The organism is Kluyvera huaxiensis (assembly GCF_040149365.1).
GTDB classification, from domain to species: domain Bacteria; phylum Pseudomonadota; class Gammaproteobacteria; order Enterobacterales; family Enterobacteriaceae; genus Kluyvera; species Kluyvera intermedia_A.
Genome location: NZ_JBEFLV010000018.1, coordinates 51,729 through 68,596 on the forward strand (window position 1 = coordinate 51,729; position 16,868 = coordinate 68,596).

The window sequence follows — 16,868 nt, forward strand, 5'->3', positions numbered from 1 at the left end:
ATGAGCGAGAAACGCGCTATACACTGCCAGGTTCAGTTAACCGAAAAAGCAAACGACAAGCTGGAAACCTTTCAGAATCGACTGCGTGAACGCAATATTAAGCTGTCAAAGGCAGACATCATCAATCTGGTGCTGTCCAACATGACGATGGCTGATTTTGATAAGGCAGCTACGTCATTAGAGGCTTCTGCAAAGGCCCGTGAAAAGGTCATGAAGATTTACGAATCCTCTGGCATGACCAAAGAAGATCTGGCCGATATTCTCAAACGTCTCGATTAAGCATTAAGGGCGTCGCAAGACGCCTTGTTCGTTGAAGTGATAAGGATTTAGTTCAAGCCATGAAACACGTTCTACTTCCACTGATTACCATCCCCGTTTTACTCCTGAGTGCATGTTCATCCCGCCCTGTGTCTGTAGCCGATGCAAAACCGGCGCCGCAGGCCAGAGTTTTCAAATACCAGACGTCTGCACCAACCACGCTGGTGGTTATGAGGGACAAAGGTATGATAGGTGCGGGCTGTGACGCGTCCATCTTCATCAATGGTGAGACGGTTGCGAAACTTGAGACCGGTGAAAAAGCGACGTTCCATCTTGATGCCGGGCAATGGATTGTTGGCGCTTCACTGGAAGGCACCGGGCTGTGCGCACTGAACCCTGCTCGTCAGGAACGCGAGACCATCACCAAAGCTGGCGAGACGAAAGTCTTCCGGGTGTTCACCAGCAACGCAGGTGACATCGATATCCTACCAACGACACTGTGACGATATGACGAATATTACTGACATCACCTACGGGATTCCTGCAGAAGTCTGGCCGCGCGATTACACCAACGTGGAGAAGGCGCTGATGTTCTGGCGTAAGTCTCTCATTCCTGTAAGGGTCACGATGGAAGATGGTCAGGTGTTCTGCATGTACGTTCAGGGTCTCATGTCGTCGCGCAACAAAGTCGATCTTTGCCCTGCCCCGTTCGACAAAGAAAATCGTATAAGGCTCCCACTTGAGCGAATCAGTACGATTGAATCAGGTGTGACAGAAGGCATTGCGCACGATTTCACGGGTCGGACAACGGTACACCCAGACTATGTGGACAATCGGCCATCTCGCCGTGATTTCTTCAAAATTTGTCGCCAGGCTCATGAGATGCAGAAGTCTATAAGGGTCTACATGGCGGATGGCCGTGAAATTGAGGGGGTGTCTTCAGGCGTTGACGCTTGCCAGGTCACGCTCAACATGGGGGACGGTCGGAAGACAGTCGTCATGTTCGATTGGGTCGAACGGATTTTACCGTTTTAAATCTATAAGGGTAATAACCGGCTAAGTCCGGTTATTATTTTATGTGTCACTTCCCGTTATATTTATTTCCCCTAATCCCGATTCCGCTTTAAATATATAAGGGTGAATGACCGAATAGGGAATTTATTTAGGCAACACCTTCGAGAAAACGCGATTTATTTCTAAGACTTTGATTTTTATTGAAGAAAAATTTTTTTCGTTCCCGCGTAAAAAACTCTTGATTTTAATTTCTGTATATCGATAATTAGTCACATCGAAAGCGAACACGCTAACGATAAACAAATAACAAATTAAGTTATCAATATTACATAAGGATTAATATCATGTCTAACGTTGCTATCTCTAAAAAATCCATCATCGACGCTGCTGTAGTTATCGCTAATGAATTACAAGTTGCAGCCAATAATGCTACTCAGACTTATAACAATCATTATCAGAATGGTACGCACACAAAAGCAGATAAAGCTAACATGCTTGCAGCGACTACCAAACTTGCATACTTCACCAACAACGTTTTAAACGCTGTTAATGATGAGAAATTAGCTGGTGTCTTTTACTACGCGATTAAAGCAAGCAAACAAGCGCCAGAAGTGTTTTTCCGCGAAGCTATGACCAATAGCTATTCACTCGAAAAATTGGTTTATCTGGTTAAATCTATCAAGTCTGGTAAATGCGTTTATTCCGTCGCTGATATGTCCGGATCTCGCGTATTCGCATTAATCGAAATGATTAATGATGAAATGGAGACATTCACAAATGGCGCTGTTTTCGATTTGATGAATGAAGCCAAAAAAGAAAATGAAATTAAATTAGACGCTGGCTACACTCAAGCCAACCAGCTGATTAATCTTTGTGAACGTCTCGGACTGGTCGAGAAGATCAAAGGAATGGGCGCTGCTAAAAACGGATCTCAGCAATATCGCTTTATCAAGAATGATTTTTATAACTATCTGGCTGATGCTTTCAAAGCGTAATTAGATGGATATAGCGCCCACTATGGGCGCTATTTTTAAGGATAAAAATCATGATTAGTTATGACCAGATCCGCGCGGAATATCGCGCAAAATATCGCGCTTATAAACTTGAATTAATCGACGACTTAAAAGCGCAACGTGACAAATTAAATTTTACGTTTTCTGATTTGCTTAACAGCAAAAGAGACTGTAAGCGCAAGCGTGAATATTTGCGCTTGTCTGAAATGATCGGAAAACTGCAAAACAGCATTTAAGCAATAGCGCCCATAGTGGGCGCTTTTTTCGTTTCAAGATCCGCACATCATAACGTGCCATTGTTGGCGCGTTTTTTATTGTCTGAAGTCAGCCAAAACAGACCAAAAATAAGCGCCATAAACGCGCCAATTTAACGCGTTTTTATGTGTGGTGGTACATACCCATTACCCACAATAAAAAACACGTTATAGCGCGTTTTACAGCGTTTTAGCGCGTGGATTATTTTGTCGTGTCGTGGGCGTGATCGTCTGGCGATAGCTGGCGACGTGATCCGCGCTATCCTTCGGGACGTGTCGGCAATGTTGGCGCTATCCGTGGGCGCTTGCGTATCATTGGCACGTTGGCGCGACGTGTACGCGCTTGCAGTGGTTTACCCACGGATTCACATAATCACATAGCGAAAGCTATCTGGATGGCTCAGGGGCTGAAACTCCACCAGCGTTACCCCAGCGCCGCTACGCAATTTCTGGCGCGATTCTGGGCTTCTCCCGCTCTGTTTTCTACATAAAGGCAAACCCAGCCGTTTCCCGAAAATTTCCTGACCGTTTCCCTTCGGTTCCCCGGACAGCTCTCTGGCCGTTTCTGAAATTCCCTGCGGCAGATGGTGGACGAAAAGAAAGGGGCGTTTCCGGCCCCTCCCCTCTTACTTGCCAGCCATGATGTGAATGCGGTTCTTTCCGTACACCTCTTTCACGTATTCCCCGCACGAGACACTCCACGAGTCGATTCCTGCTTCGTAGGTGACGTTTTTGCACTTGATGGCATTGTTGGCGATGCGCATCCCCTCCCCCACTGCTTCCTGTTCGCTGAAGTCGAACCCGGATTCTGTTTTAACCCATAGCGCGATCTGCGTGGCGAACTCGATGAGTTTTGACTGGCAGAAGCGACCGCTGCGCACCGGGAAGATGAATACGCCAAATCCGGAGGTGGAGACATACGCTTTCTCAAATACGCGCTTATGGCGACGGTTGCAGATTATGTCATTGGTGATCTGCTGTTTCTCTTTCCCGGACAGCTCGATGGTTACATTGTCACGCCAGGCGTCCAGCACGCTTTTCTCGTTCTCAGAGAACGTCACAGAAATATGGCCATGCGCAGGGGTGTTAACAGTAGCGATAAAATTCATGGTGATAATCCTTTAAACAACTTGTTTTCTTGTTGGTTTAATTATCGCTACGCGCATAAGGCGTCCAAGCGCTCTGTTCCGGCAGCTGGTGGCCGGCAGGGAGTCGGAGGGGTGCTCGGTAGCCTGGCGGTAAGAGGTGGATGTTTTTAGCCTGCGGGAAACAGGATGGTCATTTAAGGCCACCAGCATGGGTGGCCTCGTTTTCTTAGTGGAGCAGACCGACGTCGATGGTATCGCCGGAGCCATCCACGCGGATCATCAGCATGGCGAAAGCATTTAATGGGTATCCTGCGTGCCAGTCCGGGAAGCGGTCATCGCGCATGAAGTCGGCAATGTCATAAACGCTGTCTTCAAAGCGGAAGAAGCGGGCATCAAATTGTTCGTCCTGTTCAACGTGATCCATTTCCTGCTGCTCTTCCGGCGACAGGTCGAGCCAGGATTCCAGCCATACGTTTTCAGCTTTAGGGGAGATAGTGAAATCGGTCATGTGCATATCCTCCATGCGTAAACATCTTGTTTTCTAGTTGGTGTAATTATCGCAGTGTGGATAAGGCAAAAAACATTTTGTTATCGGGGATAAGAAAATGGCGCGGGATACGCGCCATTGGAAGGGATTATTCAAACACGCTTTCGGGAATAAATTCGTCTACCATCGCGCTGGAAACGATACGCAGACCGTATTGACCCATCCAGGTGCTGTTAGAGTTCAAATCGGAGGTAAACAGCTTATCTACTCTGGTCATCAGCTTATCGAACATCGCCTTGTCCGCGGTGCGGAAGTACGCTTCCAGCTTTAGCAGCAGCGGGTCGGTTGCGTTGCTGATGTTCTGATAACCTACGGTGTATACCGCACTTTCACCTTCCCCCTCGCGCACTAAGGTGCTGGTGTGAACCTCCGTTCCGGTAGTGTTGTCACGCAGAACGACGGTCAGTTTGGCAACTTTCTCGCCGAAGGTGGTTTCGGACGCATAATGTAAATCCAGCACAAGATTTTCGCGTAAAACAGTCATCTTTATCTCCCTGTAGTTGACTAACCTATATTATTGTCATAGGTATGTACTTACAATACAGGAGACTAAAAAAGCCCCGAAGGATGAACGGGGCTGTCGTAGGGTCGACTAATCGCTTTTGCACATGTCAGGCTGTCGCCAGTAGAGAGGCACGCTGGATTTCTTGCTGGGCTGCTTTGTTCGCCTCCAGTAGCGCCTGTTCCAGCTCTCCTTCCGGCCAGATAATCTGTTTTGCCATCCACCCTCTTCCACTCTGGCGACGCACACTCATGACGTAACGCGTGCGGGAACCATTGTCGAACGAGACCAGCGTCTCTTTGAACAGGCGAATAGCAGTGCCGTTGGCGATGATATCGAGCAGGGTCAGCTGGCTCATTGCGGTTGGCTTTTCTTTACGTGGCTGGCCCGCACTCAGTTTGGTGATCATCGCGTTTTTCATAATTCACTCCGTAAACAACTTGTTTTCTTGTTGGTGTAAATAATACCAGCGAGAAAACGGCTACAAAGCATAGCGTTACGGCGCTGCGCTGCCCCGGAGGTTGCAAACAGCAAAAAGCCACCGTGCTGGTGGCCTCACTCTTAATCTTCGTCGTCCGGGAACTCAATGTGTACCGCGTCCACCAGCTCCCGCTGTTCATCTTCACTGAGCAGGTGCCAGATATCCTTCCCTTTGGGCGATTCCCCTTCTGCCGGGACGAACGACCATAGCTTGCGGTGCAGTTCCGGCCCTACAGCATCCAGACATTCGGCCAGCGAATCCACACTCCATACCTCCACCAGCACAGGCATCTTAATTTCATTCCCCGGGCAATCGTCAGAGGCGCAAACTGTAGCGCCTTCATACTCGCGGCCACAGTGCTGGCAAATGAAAATGGTCATGCGCTTATCTCCGTTAAATAAACATGTTGTTTTCTTGTTGTTGTTATTATCGCAATAAGAAAGCGGGGAAAAAGTATTCATTAAAGGCTGATGTGTTTGTGTCGATTTATTGCTATGTATGTATCTGGCTAACTCAGAGGGAATGTGATGAGCACTAACAACTACACAGACGGTTACTTCAGCATCGACGTCGAGAGAGGCGAACTGCTACATGGCGGTATCTCTGTCGGACGCATCATTTTGACCAACGGTCAGATTTATACAGAGCTGGACGACACCAGTTCAGACGCACCTGTCGTCTCCGGCCCCTTCGGGACAAGAGAAGAGGCGCTCGATGATTTGTGGGACAACAGGGACGATGCGAATCAGGGCAGTGAGATTTTCGAATAAGCGTCATCGGCGATTTCGCCACCAAAACCCGTAACCCTTTACACTAGATCTGGCTTCCCGACATGAGCGTGCGAAGCTGATCTGGTCTCAACGCTTAACTGCGGGATTCACCATTTCCCGCACTCTTCAGGTGAATGAGGAATAAGGCATACTCCCGCAGTCGTCCCTCTCTCTGTACCGGGATGTACCCGTTCCCCGACCGGCAGCCAGCCTTTTCCCGGTTCGTATAGCGGGATTCCCACCGTTTCCCTGAAAACCTCCAGCCTTTTCCCTGCGGCGACGCTCCCGTTCCTGAAAAGGGACATGACCTTTTCCCTGGATGGCCCGAAGGCTGACCGAAGGGGTGAAAATGGACGTCACGGGGGATGAAAACTATGGCTTGAATTTCTACGGAGGAAGTAGCGATCCCCCTCTTCCCCTTCCCACTTATACCTACCTCTAATTCTCCCTCTTATGGGGGCGTATACCTCCCCCCTGATAACGCTCTATACGGCGAGTATTTCTTTGGGTGAAACGGGAGGTTTGTTCTCTCTACCGGCGTATGTGGTTTCGTTCTTCTTGAGGTGGCTCTTCTCTGTGTTTTCGTCTGGGTCGTTCTCGTCGTTTTGGTGAGTGTTCTTCTCCGTGTATGGAGTAATGGCAGGTGCGCTTTTCTCTTCGTTTACGTGAAATGATGGAAGTGTGGGTAATGGCAGTAGGGCGCTTTTGTTGTTCTCCGCATATGAAGTAATGGCGTTCCCTGCTATTCAGGAATTTGCGTAATCTTTCGGGGTAATAGTGGGTAAGCGAGATTGCGACGGTTCTGTTCTGGTCTTGGTTTGTCCGGGGTTTCGTTCTGGCTGTTCTTCTCCGTGTATTGGGTAATGGCGTCTCGGGGTTTGCGTGCGCGAGCTGCGTTCTCGATTGCCTGGGAAGATTAGGTGGGTGGTCTGTAGCCTGGGGCAAAGAGGTGGGTCTTTCCGGTAGCCTGACAGGAAGAGGTGGGTGTTTCCGGGATTTTGGGTAATGGCGTCTCTGGGTTTCCTGTGGGTGTGGTTAACTTGTTTTCCTGTACCTGAAAACAACTTGTTTAGATATCCAATACAACGCAACGGGAGCGCTTCTGAGCATGTCTATTTTTGGGTGGTATCACGAGTCGTTTTTGACGTTTTGGTCGCAGGGAGATGGGTTCTGGTGCGCAGGATTTTGGGTATAAGAGATGGCGTGCGAAAACGTCAACTTTTTAGACCAAATCAGGGGAAATCGTTGACATTTCGTTGATGTGTTATTTATTTGTTTTCTTATGAGTGTAATTGACTTAAATGCCTTGTCACGCCTGGGCTGGGGTAGGTTGGAAGGGTGGGGAAAGTGGCGATCAACGGACTCTTATAGAAATCCTCAATTTGTGACCGCCAATGTCAATGGATTGATAGTCCTGGCTCAATGTCTAATAGACATTCCCATTGAAGTGTTTTTGGGTGGCGGATTCTTGTCGGGTCCAGTCAGGACGTGCATTCTGGTTTTGACAGTCGTAAAAGCGGAGGATATCCCGCATCTGAAAATCGATGTTGTCCTGTGGCGTAGCATTAACGAAGGTGTAATCGGAAGTCTTCCCACGAACGAGATTTTGCCGTCCAAGATGAATCAGTGCCCAGTTGTGGAATTGCTCGCGGCTTTCGACCTGTCCAAATGGCGTGAATCCCCAAGCGCTGAAAAATGCCTGCATGTATTCGTCAGATTTAGTGGTTGGGATTATCGCAAACAAGATCTGCTCTCCCACGCCTTCTAGGTAGGCTTTTCCAGACAATTGGGTCGCGGTTTTGCCTGAAAGAAGCTCTGCGTTGCAGAGCAGCATGGTATCGCGTCCTGCCGGTGGCGCTGTGCGTATCAATTCATCTGTGCTTTCAGCAGCCGCTGCGGAAAACGATATGCCCAACGCGAAAGCACAGGTCAAACGAAAATTCATTGACTCTCCTTGTTTACTTATCGGTGTTATTAACTTGTTTTCTTATATTCGCAAACAAAACCATAATCCGAACTCACCGGTGCTCAGTTCCGGTTGTGACCTATTGAGCGCGAAAGCAGGATACTTTTCCAATGTTTTTCACGCCTGTTGATTTCGTGTTTGTCGCTGTTGTTGTCCATGATCTCCAGAATGGAAAACGTGACGTTTTTGAGCCGTTCCTCGTCGCAGGTACCGAACGCTTCAATCAGTCCGGCGTTCCCACCGTGTCCCGTCGTAAAGTAGGTCTTCCATCTTCCCCATATTCCGTCTTTGCCGTTAGCCTGGCCAACATACAGCTTCTCTCCATCGACATCGGTTAGCAGGTAAATGCCTTTGACAATACTCAGCGCTGTTTTCCACGATTTTAGCTCCTGCCGGATGATGGCTCCCAGACTGACTCTATCCAGTACCACGTTTTTGTAGCCGGGAAACTCACCAAACGAGAGACAAACAGGGGAGATCTCGACGATTTGCATCGTCCCAGCTAGCGTCTCACCTTTCAGGATAAAGTTGCGAGGACGAGCCGTGCGAACGTACATACGCCCACGATATTCATCCAGTTCAGTAACAGGGGTCAGTTGATAGAGATTGTATGTTTCATTCCGACCTGGGACATAATGAGATGCCGTCAGACTACACCCCTTCTTGATATAGGTCCCGGCATAGAGAAATCGTTCCTTATCTTCAGTCTGAATGAGTGAGACAACATAAGTTCTATCAAAGCTTTTATGCTTCTGTAGACATTGCCAACTATCAAACGTCTTGTTTACGAACTCCGTTATCGGGTTTTCTTTATACTCGTTGGTGCTAGCTAAATGAATTTTGCAGTTCTGTGGGGTCAGCGGCGGGTATCGCGACTGAAGGTACTGGAATAGTTCCATGCATAAAGTGTCCCTGATTAGATCGACTCTGCCGTCTTGTATCTCACACAGAGAGCCGATCTGTCCACTCGGAACAAGCAATTACCAGTCCCATGCAGGCAGCCCATCCACCAGCTCGGCGTCGCAATCGAATTGCACCGCGTCAAAGCCGGCATCCAGTATGGCCTGTATGTTGGAGATCGCCTCTTTCGAAATGCCGTATTCACTTAGCTCTTCTTTCCAGTCACTGCCACGCATTCCAGCACGAACAATCCAGCCGTACTGTGTACCGTGTACCCAATTCAACCCGCGATCGGTAAGTGGGTCGAAGCAGGCAATGGGTAGCCGCTCTGAATCCGCTGCCGTTACGTGGGCGGTGCTGATCACTGCCGTTTTGTAGACTTCCGTGAACTTCAACATACCAACTCCTTAAACAAATTGTTTTCTTATATTCGTTATTATCTCAGATAACAAAAGGCTGAAAACAAAATGTTTAAGGGGTAATTAGGTCAATTTAAAGTCATCTATGTCGTCCACGAACTCCATATGTCTGGCTTCAACACTAGACAGTCTGATCAGATATGCAAGCCCGTAACTAAGTGAAGTGGGTTGTTCCAGCACAAACTCGAACCCGTTCTCATGCGTTTTACCAAGCCAGAATCCACCGCCGTATTCTTTTTTACGTTGGAAGAAAACGAACTGTCCAGGTATTAAGTACTTGAGCACTTCTCCCCTGTAGACGATCACATATTTGGAATTTTCTCTGCCCATTTCACACACCCCAATACTGTATGTATAAACAGTAGTATTTTAGATGCAATGAATCAACTTTGATGGTTAATTAAATAACTAGGTGGTGAAAACAATTTGTTTCGGCACTTGAGATTTCGGTAATTGCACATACATGGAAAACGACAACGTTTGAGACCTGATTTGACCCATGTGAAAGGAGGAAACGATGAAGACCTATGATCGCAACCGTAACGCTATCACTGCCGGCAGCCGGGTGATGGTGGCAACGAATGGTGCAACGGGAGTCATCAGGGAAATCTGTGGAGAAGGCAAATCAGAAGAACAATTACGCCGCTCTGACTGCGTGTCTATCGAAGGTGTGGAAGGTCTGTTCTGCCCAATGGATTTAGTTCGCCTGGGGTTCCATTGATTTCACCATCAATAAAACAAATTGTTTAAGGCCACAATTAGTGGCCTTATCTGTCTTATGGCACAGCGGTAATCAGATCGCAAATGCCTGTTTTAGTTAAATCACTATTCAGCTGCTGAAAATTGGCATTCAACATCGCGGTGTGTATGCGATTCTCAAGCTCAAAGAAAAGGTCGATCTTGCCCTCTTTTGCTGCGTGCTTCTTCCAGACATTTACCTGGTCGTCAGCAATGCGACTGGCGCAGGTGAACAAAAACGAACTCCCTCTGGGAAGAGATGTCGTACTGTAGTACTCACCATTGACCTCAATATACTTAGCCCGGAATGATTCCAGAGTTAGCTCATTACCTTTCTTGGCCGGCTTTGCGTCTGCCTTGCTTGTCTTTTCCTGAACTTCAGGCTGTTTCTGCGTCGGCTTCGGTGTCTCATTGACCGCTGCTGTAGCGGCCGGAACACCTAAGCCATTGAGACCATTAATTTGGATAAGATAAGCCAGCTCCAGAGCCTTATCATCAGTGAGTTTTCCACGCATATTTACCCACTGTCGTTGAACCGTCTTTAGGGTATCTGCATTTTCTGGGTTAGCCTTGAGCGCGCTGGAATAGGTTGCGCTAAGTTGTTCGTCTAATTTTGACAGGCGTTCGTTGTCACAGATTTTGTGTTCGATTTCTGTCGAAGCCTTTTGGCAGTCAAAGCTGGCTGCAAATGAGACCGGCGATGCCACCAACAATGATGCCAGTAGGATATTTTTCATATTCACTCCATAAATACAAAAGCGCCTGACTATATCACTTAACCAACTGCTTATCTCGACTGATCGTCAACCACTTTCAGTCCATCACGTACCGCTCTGACATACGCTCAAGGTATTGGTATGCTGGATTTGGCACCGTTGGCCAGCCTGCATACCACGGTTCATCGCCAAACAAACTCAGCAGTTCGTTACCTACTCCGAAACAGCAGCAACTCTCTTTTACGTCATCAGCGTTTTCAGCTTCGTCCCACATATTTCTGGCCGTTTCTGCGTCGATTTCCCTCTCTCTGCGCAACTTTATGATTTCGGACTTTACGAAAATCAGATTTGCGTCGTTGTCATCGCCGACCGTACTTCGCAGTTGAGGGGCGAGGCAGCCAATCAAGTAATCATCACTCACTCGCTTAATAAATGTCTGAACATCATCACCGCCCATCGCAAACCAGGCGGCAGTCCACGCTTTCCCATAGCAGGTTATGGTGACTCTTCCCTTACCCGGCTCGTAGTTTTCAATCATTACGCGTACCGGGTCGAGACGTTCCAGATCCGTCAGCACAAAGGAAAGAACATCTAATTTCTCGACCTTCATGCAGCCTCCCACGCGCTCCAGATCTAACGGAGTGCCGGCAGCCAGAGCCTCTTTTGCTGTGTCCATTGCGTCCATGAACCGGTCGAACTCATTGGCGCGTTTCTCAAGGTCTCTCCACTGCTGGCTCCAACGGCGTGCCAGATGTTCGATAAAAACCTGCGCCGATTCATCAAAGTTACCTTCGAACGTCACAAGCTCCTTGTCGATTTTGATGGTTCCGGCAGGCGTTCCTTCGTTCCCCTGTAGCACTAAATTAAATGGCAGCTTCGCCTGATTAACGCTGGCGAATGTAATTCTCGAGTTTTCGCTCATGTGTTCACCTCTGATAAAGTGGCTCTATTCTTACATAAATTAGGTAAGTATTTACCTATCATTTTACGCGTTTGAAAACGTATACGCTTACAGTGATTCCGGTGTCTTCAAACTCGTCAGTAAACGACTTCCCTTTGGCATAAACGTAATTATCCAGCGTCATCCAGTTCAGAACTGGCGCATCACCCGGCAGTACTGCCACCAGTCGCCCGCCGACTTTCAGATGCTCCAGCGCGGCCAGCGTATGCTCTCTGTGACGGCCAAGAGAGTAGGGCGGGTTCATGACGATTTTGTCGAACTGATAGCCTGCGTTGTCCTCAGACCACTTCATGAAGTCGCAGCAGACCGTATTTGTGTACCCCTTGCCAAGCAGGATATCAGCGAAGAGAGGTGCGACTTCTATGCAGGTAACGTCTTCCGGATTAGCGTCGATGCAGGCCAGCAGATCTCCACGCCCGGCTTCAGGCTCCAGCAGCTTCTCACCTGGCTTCAGCTCGATGGCTCTGGCAACGTACTCCGCTATCAAACGTGGGGTAGGGTAGAACTGGTGTGATTTTGTATCCGGCATTAAGCCGGTGGCCACAATCGTATTGAGCGTATGGCCGATCTCATACGGGAACTGCCAGTGCTTTTTCTCCTGTACGCCGCCAATGAAGTTCAGTGTGCGCTCAAGCTCTTCCACTTGCGACTTCTGGAGGTTGGAATCAGAGAAGTACCAGACGCCTTTGTCTTTGTTGAATCGCCCGTCGCGCAGCGCGGTACGAACCGGCTCGGAGATCGTCTTCTGGATTAACCCGAACTCTTTTGGTGCCCGTGTTTTGGGTGCAGTACGGCATGGCGCCGGGATTGCTGCAGGCATACTGTAAGCCAGCACCTCATTCAGCTTCCAGGCCACGTCAGGATGTATTTCAAAGTGAACGTTGCCGTTCTTGAACATCTTCACGCGCATCAGGTTTCCGTCGACATTCATCCAGTCACCGGTCTGGCAGTCGTTTGCCCGGTACGCAGCAGATAGCATCTCAGTTGTGCGGTTGATGGTGATGAACTCTTTGTGCGCGAAGAAATGAAGCATGACGCGCAGGTCGTCGATGTAGTCCTCTTTTCGGTAGTTCACGCTGACGCTGTCCCGCCAGAACTCGGAAATGCAGTTGGCGATGATCAGACGCTCGCTAAAGCCGTTCGTCTTATTGGTCTTGTGGGCAGGACTCAGCGCCTTAAACAAGCCATACACGCGCTCAGAGAGATATTTGTGCCTGTCATTCAGCAGATTGAGCATCGTGGGGATGACCGTTTCTGCTTTGAACTCCGGCACACCAACGAACTCCTTAACCTTCATCTGGTAGCCGGTTCTGTCAGTCCTGATGGTCTCCTGCTTGCCCTCGATAAACTGCTCACGCCACTCGTCGCGGCGGGAAGCTGGCATGATCAGCAGAACGTTTGTCATATCCGTGACCTTCTTCCAGTACTCGGCCCAGATATTCTGTTTCACCCATTCAAGGTCGACCTTGTCCAGCCAGGCTCTGTTAAAGCGTGTGCGCTCGTCATCCGGCCGGTGGTTGAGTCGCAGCAGGCGGTTAATCATGTTGTGGCGTTCGTCGCCATAAACGAAGTCGTGAACCTGATGCATGAATGCGATCTCTTTCTCGCACTCGGCCACAATTTCGTGGATGACGTTCATTTCCTGCCGGTAGTCGATATCAGTGTTTGGGGTGATAGCGTCAATGATGGAAAGGGCTGTATTCATGATTGCACCATTAAACAAATTGTTTTCTTGTTGGTGTTATTTTCCCAAAGTTGAAAAGGCGTAAAAGCAGCATTCACAGGCGTTGCAGCTGATTTAAGGCGTAAAAAAGGGGGCTTTCGCCCCCTGTCGGCAGGTGAGATATTAGTGGTGTACGTGCTGCGTTTTGTGCGGCTGTTTGTTCAGGTCGTGGCGATGGGTCAGCTCGCGCATCATGTCTTCAAGACGGCTCTTGGTGTCGTCAAGCTGGTCGGCCATTGCCCCCAGCAGATGGCGAACGGCTATCGGATCGTCGCTGTTCAGCTCAGGCATTTTGAACCCAGCCTGGGAAGACATCAGTTTGAAGGCGGCCAGCAACATCGCCAGAGAAGACTTCAGCCCGGCGATTTCACGATCTTTGCTGGCGTTGGTTTCATCTGCCTTGACTGAATCCGGTGAGCACTTCGGCTTGATTACCATTTCCAGAGTTGCCTGAAGTTTGTCGGCGCGTTCTTTCTCTTCCAGATACGCTTCGCCGAAATGACGCGCCAGCATCACAATTTCAATCGGATCATCAATCATGCTTGAGAACTTGAGAACGCTGAAAAGGCGGTCGATAGGGGAGGCGTCGTCTTCGTGACCAACCACAAGACCCATGATCTCAACCAGTTCGGCCGCACCAACTTTTTTAATCACGTTTTCAACTTTGGCATTAGTTTTTTTGCATTTTTCGCACATGTGTTTTTTCCTTATGTTTTTAAACAAGTTGTTTTCTCGATGGCGTTATTGTGGCGTGACTGAAAAGGTGGGCAAACGCTACGTAAAGGCGGACGCCCACACTGACGGTTAATGAAGACGTTTGGATTCCTTCATTTCGCGTTCGACATGCTCACGACAAGGCTCATACTCAATGGCGCTGGCGGTAATTTTCCCGGCAGCAATTAGCTTCACGGCAGCAAAGCAAAGTCCTTTAAAGGTGAACTTGGCCTGGTTGCGTCCGTTTCCGATGACAACGTTTTTGCCATATCCGCGGTCAATGAAGATCTTGAGGAACTGGCGGTTAACAGTGGTGTATTTGCGCTTAACGTACACATCACCCAGCGAGTCCATCAGCGCACCCAGAACAGCCCCGGACGTTCCGAGAATGCGACCAGCTTCATTCAGCCCATAAAGCTCATCAGCAGTGCCGCAAATGGTGTCCATGAGAATGGCTTTTGGCCTTGCCACCGACAGCTTGCGCTCAAGATCAGCACGCTGTTCTTCAAGATCGGCTGCCAGTCGAAGTGCTTCTGAAAAGGTTTCCGGGATGCTGGGGTAGGCACCGTAAAGCGCCCCGCTTGAAACACTCATTTCCAGCTCATGCCAGCGCTCAATGACAGCAGCGCGGTACTTCAACGAGTAGCCGGTAATGAGAACATCGGTATGCTTTCGGTCGAGCATGTACTCGCCTTCCATTCCCCGGTAATCGATGTTGACAACAATGCCTTCAACAATTGTAAGTAACTGATTTTTCTCATAACGCAATTTTGCGTTATGGTAATCGTCGGCATACAGCTCATTCAGCACGCTACGGATGTCGCGAAGAATGTCGCTGTGTCGTTTACCGGTCAGCTTTGAGATTTCTTTTGAGGACATCAATGGTCTGTCCGGGAGCACACCGGGAATCGATAAAGTAGTCATCTCAAACATACATTCTCCATTCAGTGTAAAAAGGGCCGTCAGTGGCCCTTGTTGTTAACTCTCATTGGTTAATTGGCTAAACAATTTGTTTTAACAGTGCCGAAAATGGATTCGGCATCAAAAGAACCCGAGAATGCTGCCCACCGGAACAACGAAAATTCCCACGACACGCGCAAGTGTCATTCCGGCATCAAACTGAAGATCGCCACCGTTCACGAGTTTCACCAGATTCATGATCCAGCCACCAAGCAGAAAAATGGCGAGGCCAACAATCATCGCGGTGACTTTCTGGAAGCTCCATTTCATGCAATAGCCTCAGTCACAGTAGAAGGAAGATCCGGAGTTGCAGGTCGAGCTGGAATCGTGTCCAGCAGCATCCCATCCAGAGAGACAGGAGGTCGTTCTGGCAGGGGCGTCGTCTGCAAGGTTGTGGTGGAAGTAGTTGTGTCCGGTATCAACAGACTCTGACCGGCTGGCACGGCTACCGCTGCCAGGGTTGCTAAAATTACTCCGTAGGCCATTGGCTTCAGTCGATTTCGTTGAAAATTTTCCATGGGAACTGTCCTTGTGCGTCTGGGATTCACGCAACACACGAGAGGCGACGGAATCACGCACCTTCTCCATGCCTACTGTCGCACCCAGATTTGCTATGGCGGTAGCTTGCGCATCAATGCGCTTCTCCAGCTCAAACACTCGTTCTTCCAGTTCCGCAAGGCGTGCAGAAACACGACCGCTAAACAGCTCGGCCAGAACCAGGCGAATTGAACGGGGACGTTTATTGAAAGAAGTGAAAGGCGTTTGACGTGCCATTTGGATTCCATTCTGTGTCAGAAAGAGTTGCGGCTGGCTTGGCCAGCCGCCTTTTGGCGTTCCATCCTGGAACAGTACCTAACCGGTACTTCGTCATCCTGACGAACGGTAAGATACCTGATTTAAAATGATAGGTAAATACTTACTTATCATTTTGTGACAAAAATCCAATGTCACGCTTGTGAGGCATATCAGCTGCGGAGTAGGCGGCGATCTTCGCCAGGCGGTCACACATTTCGTTCTCGCGATGACCGGCATGACCTTTAACCCACTTCCAGCGGACATTGTGACGGCTGGCGGCCGAATCGAGACGTTTCCAGAGATCGACGTTTTTGACTGGCTTCTTCTCAGACGTGATCCATCCGTTACGCTTCCAGCCTTTCATCCAGAGCGTCATGCCGTTTTTTAAATACTGGCTGTCGGAATGCAGGATCACGTTGCAGGGGTACTTCAGACGCTCCAGCGCAATCAGGGCGCCCATCATCTCCATCCGATTGTTGGTCGTGCTGTGGAAGCCCTCAGAAAGCTCGCGCTCTTCGCCTCGATACTGGAGAACGATGCCGTAACCGCCCGGCCCGCCCGGATTTTTGAGGCAAGAGCCATCACTGAATACTTTTACGGTTTTGAGCTGGGGATTGAACTCGACTACGGGGGTTTTGAAGTTGGTACGGGATTGCTGGTGGGTTTGGTATCTGGCTTTGGACTTCGTGCGGCAGCCAGTATGTTGCCGGGCTGGGGTCTTGGTCGTCATTTTGGCTCCAGAATCGCGCGCCGCGACGATTTTTTTCCTCGCGCGTGTGCGCACGCGTGCGTGCAAATATTAAAAATTATTAGAAAAGAAAAACTTACTTCCCAGAACAGGTTTTAATAAAACCTGAACTGAACGAACGAAGTGAGTGAAGTTCACCTCGAACGAAGTGAGAGGTTGTCTTTTCAGGTAATACTTTCCCAGGGAGGTGAGTACAAAATTTCCTCACCAACCTGGTCGTTACATAACCTGAAAAGTTATGACCTAAGTCTACTGCCAGCTTAGGCTTGGGAAGTTATGGATGACAGCACCCCAGAACCGA

24 protein-coding genes are annotated in these 16,868 nt (G+C 49.1%); 7 read left to right on the forward strand and 17 right to left on the reverse strand.

The features are described from left to right. The 5 genes from ABOC97_RS17585 (at position 1) to ABOC97_RS17605 (ending at position 2,521) form a co-directional block, all read left to right on the forward strand. On the forward strand, positions 1–279 hold the full coding sequence (locus ABOC97_RS17585; RefSeq protein WP_001291547.1) for a hypothetical protein: 279 nt from the start codon (positions 1–3) through the stop codon (positions 277–279). A 59-nt stretch (positions 280–338) separates the two neighbouring features. Further along, positions 339–761, forward strand: a complete 423-nt coding sequence (locus ABOC97_RS17590) for a hypothetical protein (RefSeq protein ID WP_032623531.1) — start codon at positions 339–341, stop codon at positions 759–761. A 4-nt stretch (positions 762–765) separates the two neighbouring features. Next, positions 766–1,293 (forward strand): transcriptional regulator, encoded by a 528-nt coding sequence (locus tag ABOC97_RS17595; protein WP_006812523.1) that lies wholly within the window; start codon positions 766–768, stop codon positions 1,291–1,293. A gap of 323 nt (positions 1,294–1,616) precedes the next feature. Then, the gene (locus tag ABOC97_RS17600) at positions 1,617–2,267 is read left to right on the forward strand and encodes a hypothetical protein (protein WP_022649938.1); all 651 of its coding nucleotides are present in this window, start codon (positions 1,617–1,619) and stop codon (positions 2,265–2,267) included. A gap of 50 nt (positions 2,268–2,317) precedes the next feature. Further along, on the forward strand, positions 2,318–2,521 hold the full coding sequence (locus ABOC97_RS17605; protein ID WP_016051712.1) for a hypothetical protein: 204 nt from the start codon (positions 2,318–2,320) through the stop codon (positions 2,519–2,521). A 644-nt stretch (positions 2,522–3,165) separates the two neighbouring features. Here ABOC97_RS17605 and ABOC97_RS17610 read toward each other — a convergent pair. From ABOC97_RS17610 to ABOC97_RS17630, 5 genes are all read right to left on the reverse strand, one after another. Further along, on the reverse strand, positions 3,166–3,648 hold the full coding sequence (locus tag ABOC97_RS17610; RefSeq protein ID WP_022649937.1) for a hypothetical protein: 483 nt from the start codon (positions 3,646–3,648) through the stop codon (positions 3,166–3,168). 205 nt (positions 3,649–3,853) lie between these two features. Then, positions 3,854–4,135 carry a hypothetical protein gene (locus ABOC97_RS17615; RefSeq protein WP_022649935.1) on the reverse strand — a complete coding sequence of 94 codons (282 nt, stop codon included), beginning with the start codon at positions 4,133–4,135 and terminating at the stop codon, positions 3,854–3,856. Positions 4,136–4,262: 127 nt separating this feature from the next. Further along, positions 4,263–4,658 carry a hypothetical protein gene (locus ABOC97_RS17620; protein ID WP_022649934.1) on the reverse strand — a complete coding sequence of 132 codons (396 nt, stop codon included), beginning with the start codon at positions 4,656–4,658 and terminating at the stop codon, positions 4,263–4,265. A 127-nt stretch (positions 4,659–4,785) separates the two neighbouring features. After that, the gene (locus ABOC97_RS17625; RefSeq protein WP_022649933.1) at positions 4,786–5,097 is read right to left on the reverse strand and encodes a hypothetical protein; all 312 of its coding nucleotides are present in this window, start codon (positions 5,095–5,097) and stop codon (positions 4,786–4,788) included. A gap of 140 nt (positions 5,098–5,237) precedes the next feature. Beyond that, positions 5,238–5,453: a hypothetical protein gene (locus tag ABOC97_RS17630; protein ID WP_161496784.1), complete on the reverse strand. Its 216-nt coding sequence runs from the start codon at positions 5,451–5,453 to the stop codon at positions 5,238–5,240. A 231-nt stretch (positions 5,454–5,684) separates the two neighbouring features. Between ABOC97_RS17630 and ABOC97_RS17635 the strand changes: the two genes are divergently transcribed. Next, the gene (locus ABOC97_RS17635) at positions 5,685–5,927 is read left to right on the forward strand and encodes a hypothetical protein (RefSeq protein ID WP_022649931.1); all 243 of its coding nucleotides are present in this window, start codon (positions 5,685–5,687) and stop codon (positions 5,925–5,927) included. A 1,426-nt stretch (positions 5,928–7,353) separates the two neighbouring features. Here the strand turns inward: ABOC97_RS17635 and ABOC97_RS17640 are convergent. From ABOC97_RS17640 to ABOC97_RS17655, 4 genes are all read right to left on the reverse strand, one after another. Beyond that, entirely contained in the window at positions 7,354–7,872 is a 519-nt protein-coding gene (locus tag ABOC97_RS17640; protein WP_022649930.1) for a hypothetical protein, read from the reverse strand. An 83-nt stretch (positions 7,873–7,955) separates the two neighbouring features. After that, positions 7,956–8,792, reverse strand: a complete 837-nt coding sequence (locus tag ABOC97_RS17645) for a GIY-YIG nuclease family protein (RefSeq protein ID WP_022649929.1) — start codon at positions 8,790–8,792, stop codon at positions 7,956–7,958. A gap of 81 nt (positions 8,793–8,873) precedes the next feature. Then, entirely contained in the window at positions 8,874–9,191 is a 318-nt protein-coding gene (locus ABOC97_RS17650; protein WP_022649928.1) for a DUF5983 family protein, read from the reverse strand. A gap of 84 nt (positions 9,192–9,275) precedes the next feature. Continuing rightward, positions 9,276–9,542 carry a hypothetical protein gene (locus ABOC97_RS17655; protein ID WP_022649927.1) on the reverse strand — a complete coding sequence of 89 codons (267 nt, stop codon included), beginning with the start codon at positions 9,540–9,542 and terminating at the stop codon, positions 9,276–9,278. 187 nt (positions 9,543–9,729) lie between these two features. Between ABOC97_RS17655 and ydfZ the strand changes: the two genes are divergently transcribed. After that, entirely contained in the window at positions 9,730–9,933 is a 204-nt protein-coding gene (gene ydfZ, locus ABOC97_RS17660) for a putative selenium delivery protein YdfZ (RefSeq protein ID WP_022649926.1), read from the forward strand. Positions 9,934–9,988: 55 nt separating this feature from the next. Here ydfZ and ABOC97_RS17665 read toward each other — a convergent pair whose 3' ends face one another. From ABOC97_RS17665 to rnhA, 8 genes are all read right to left on the reverse strand, one after another. Further along, positions 9,989–10,687, reverse strand: coding sequence for a lysozyme inhibitor LprI family protein (locus ABOC97_RS17665; protein WP_022649925.1), 699 nt, complete (start codon positions 10,685–10,687; stop codon positions 9,989–9,991). A gap of 76 nt (positions 10,688–10,763) precedes the next feature. Continuing rightward, complete coding sequence (locus ABOC97_RS17670; RefSeq protein ID WP_022649924.1) at positions 10,764–11,588, reverse strand: hypothetical protein; 825 nt, start codon at positions 11,586–11,588, stop codon at positions 10,764–10,766. Between the two features lie 58 nt (positions 11,589–11,646). Further along, the gene (locus tag ABOC97_RS17675; RefSeq protein WP_022649923.1) at positions 11,647–13,332 is read right to left on the reverse strand and encodes a DUF4942 domain-containing protein; all 1,686 of its coding nucleotides are present in this window, start codon (positions 13,330–13,332) and stop codon (positions 11,647–11,649) included. 141 nt (positions 13,333–13,473) lie between these two features. Further along, entirely contained in the window at positions 13,474–14,046 is a 573-nt protein-coding gene (locus ABOC97_RS17680) for a hypothetical protein (RefSeq protein WP_022649922.1), read from the reverse strand. A 108-nt stretch (positions 14,047–14,154) separates the two neighbouring features. After that, positions 14,155–14,997: a Rha family transcriptional regulator gene (locus ABOC97_RS17685; RefSeq protein WP_000462606.1), complete on the reverse strand. Its 843-nt coding sequence runs from the start codon at positions 14,995–14,997 to the stop codon at positions 14,155–14,157. Between the two features lie 108 nt (positions 14,998–15,105). Then, positions 15,106–15,294 (reverse strand): hypothetical protein, encoded by a 189-nt coding sequence (locus ABOC97_RS17690; RefSeq protein WP_000872126.1) that lies wholly within the window; start codon positions 15,292–15,294, stop codon positions 15,106–15,108. A gap of 9 nt (positions 15,295–15,303) precedes the next feature. Further along, positions 15,304–15,798: a hypothetical protein gene (locus ABOC97_RS17695; RefSeq protein ID WP_022649921.1), complete on the reverse strand. Its 495-nt coding sequence runs from the start codon at positions 15,796–15,798 to the stop codon at positions 15,304–15,306. 142 nt (positions 15,799–15,940) lie between these two features. Then, positions 15,941–16,549 carry a ribonuclease HI gene (gene rnhA, locus ABOC97_RS17700; RefSeq protein ID WP_022649920.1) on the reverse strand — a complete coding sequence of 203 codons (609 nt, stop codon included), beginning with the start codon at positions 16,547–16,549 and terminating at the stop codon, positions 15,941–15,943. Positions 16,550–16,868: the final 319 nt, after the last annotated feature.

Excerpts from the sequence above, each read along its gene's own strand:
- ABOC97_RS17635 (WP_022649931.1), top strand. The coding sequence starts at position 5,685 with ATGAGCACTAACAACTACACAGACGGTTACTTCAGCATCGACGTCGAG.
- ABOC97_RS17640 (WP_022649930.1), bottom strand. The coding sequence starts at position 7,872 with ATGAATTTTCGTTTGACCTGTGCTTTCGCGTTGGGCATATCGTTTTCC.
- ABOC97_RS17670 (WP_022649924.1), bottom strand. The coding sequence starts at position 11,588 with ATGAGCGAAAACTCGAGAATTACATTCGCCAGCGTTAATCAGGCGAAG.
- ABOC97_RS17605 (WP_016051712.1), top strand. The coding sequence starts at position 2,318 with ATGATTAGTTATGACCAGATCCGCGCGGAATATCGCGCAAAATATCGC.
- ABOC97_RS17655 (WP_022649927.1), bottom strand. The coding sequence starts at position 9,542 with ATGGGCAGAGAAAATTCCAAATATGTGATCGTCTACAGGGGAGAAGTG.
- ABOC97_RS17610 (WP_022649937.1), bottom strand. The coding sequence starts at position 3,648 with ATGAATTTTATCGCTACTGTTAACACCCCTGCGCATGGCCATATTTCT.
- ABOC97_RS17695 (WP_022649921.1), bottom strand. The coding sequence starts at position 15,798 with ATGGCACGTCAAACGCCTTTCACTTCTTTCAATAAACGTCCCCGTTCA.
- ABOC97_RS17595 (WP_006812523.1), top strand. The coding sequence starts at position 766 with ATGACGAATATTACTGACATCACCTACGGGATTCCTGCAGAAGTCTGG.
- ABOC97_RS17650 (WP_022649928.1), bottom strand. The coding sequence starts at position 9,191 with ATGTTGAAGTTCACGGAAGTCTACAAAACGGCAGTGATCAGCACCGCC.
- ABOC97_RS17665 (WP_022649925.1), bottom strand. The coding sequence starts at position 10,687 with ATGAAAAATATCCTACTGGCATCATTGTTGGTGGCATCGCCGGTCTCA.
- ABOC97_RS17645 (WP_022649929.1), bottom strand. The coding sequence starts at position 8,792 with ATGGAACTATTCCAGTACCTTCAGTCGCGATACCCGCCGCTGACCCCA.
- ABOC97_RS17600 (WP_022649938.1), top strand. The coding sequence starts at position 1,617 with ATGTCTAACGTTGCTATCTCTAAAAAATCCATCATCGACGCTGCTGTA.
- ABOC97_RS17675 (WP_022649923.1), bottom strand. The coding sequence starts at position 13,332 with ATGAATACAGCCCTTTCCATCATTGACGCTATCACCCCAAACACTGAT.
- ABOC97_RS17590 (WP_032623531.1), top strand. The coding sequence starts at position 339 with ATGAAACACGTTCTACTTCCACTGATTACCATCCCCGTTTTACTCCTG.
- ABOC97_RS17685 (WP_000462606.1), bottom strand. The coding sequence starts at position 14,997 with ATGTTTGAGATGACTACTTTATCGATTCCCGGTGTGCTCCCGGACAGA.
- ABOC97_RS17690 (WP_000872126.1), bottom strand. The coding sequence starts at position 15,294 with ATGAAATGGAGCTTCCAGAAAGTCACCGCGATGATTGTTGGCCTCGCC.
- rnhA (WP_022649920.1), bottom strand. The coding sequence starts at position 16,549 with ATGACGACCAAGACCCCAGCCCGGCAACATACTGGCTGCCGCACGAAG.
- ydfZ (WP_022649926.1), top strand. The coding sequence starts at position 9,730 with ATGAAGACCTATGATCGCAACCGTAACGCTATCACTGCCGGCAGCCGG.
- ABOC97_RS17615 (WP_022649935.1), bottom strand. The coding sequence starts at position 4,135 with ATGACCGATTTCACTATCTCCCCTAAAGCTGAAAACGTATGGCTGGAA.
- ABOC97_RS17680 (WP_022649922.1), bottom strand. The coding sequence starts at position 14,046 with ATGTGCGAAAAATGCAAAAAAACTAATGCCAAAGTTGAAAACGTGATT.
- ABOC97_RS17625 (WP_022649933.1), bottom strand. The coding sequence starts at position 5,097 with ATGAAAAACGCGATGATCACCAAACTGAGTGCGGGCCAGCCACGTAAA.
- ABOC97_RS17585 (WP_001291547.1), top strand. The coding sequence starts at position 1 with ATGAGCGAGAAACGCGCTATACACTGCCAGGTTCAGTTAACCGAAAAA.
- ABOC97_RS17620 (WP_022649934.1), bottom strand. The coding sequence starts at position 4,658 with ATGACTGTTTTACGCGAAAATCTTGTGCTGGATTTACATTATGCGTCC.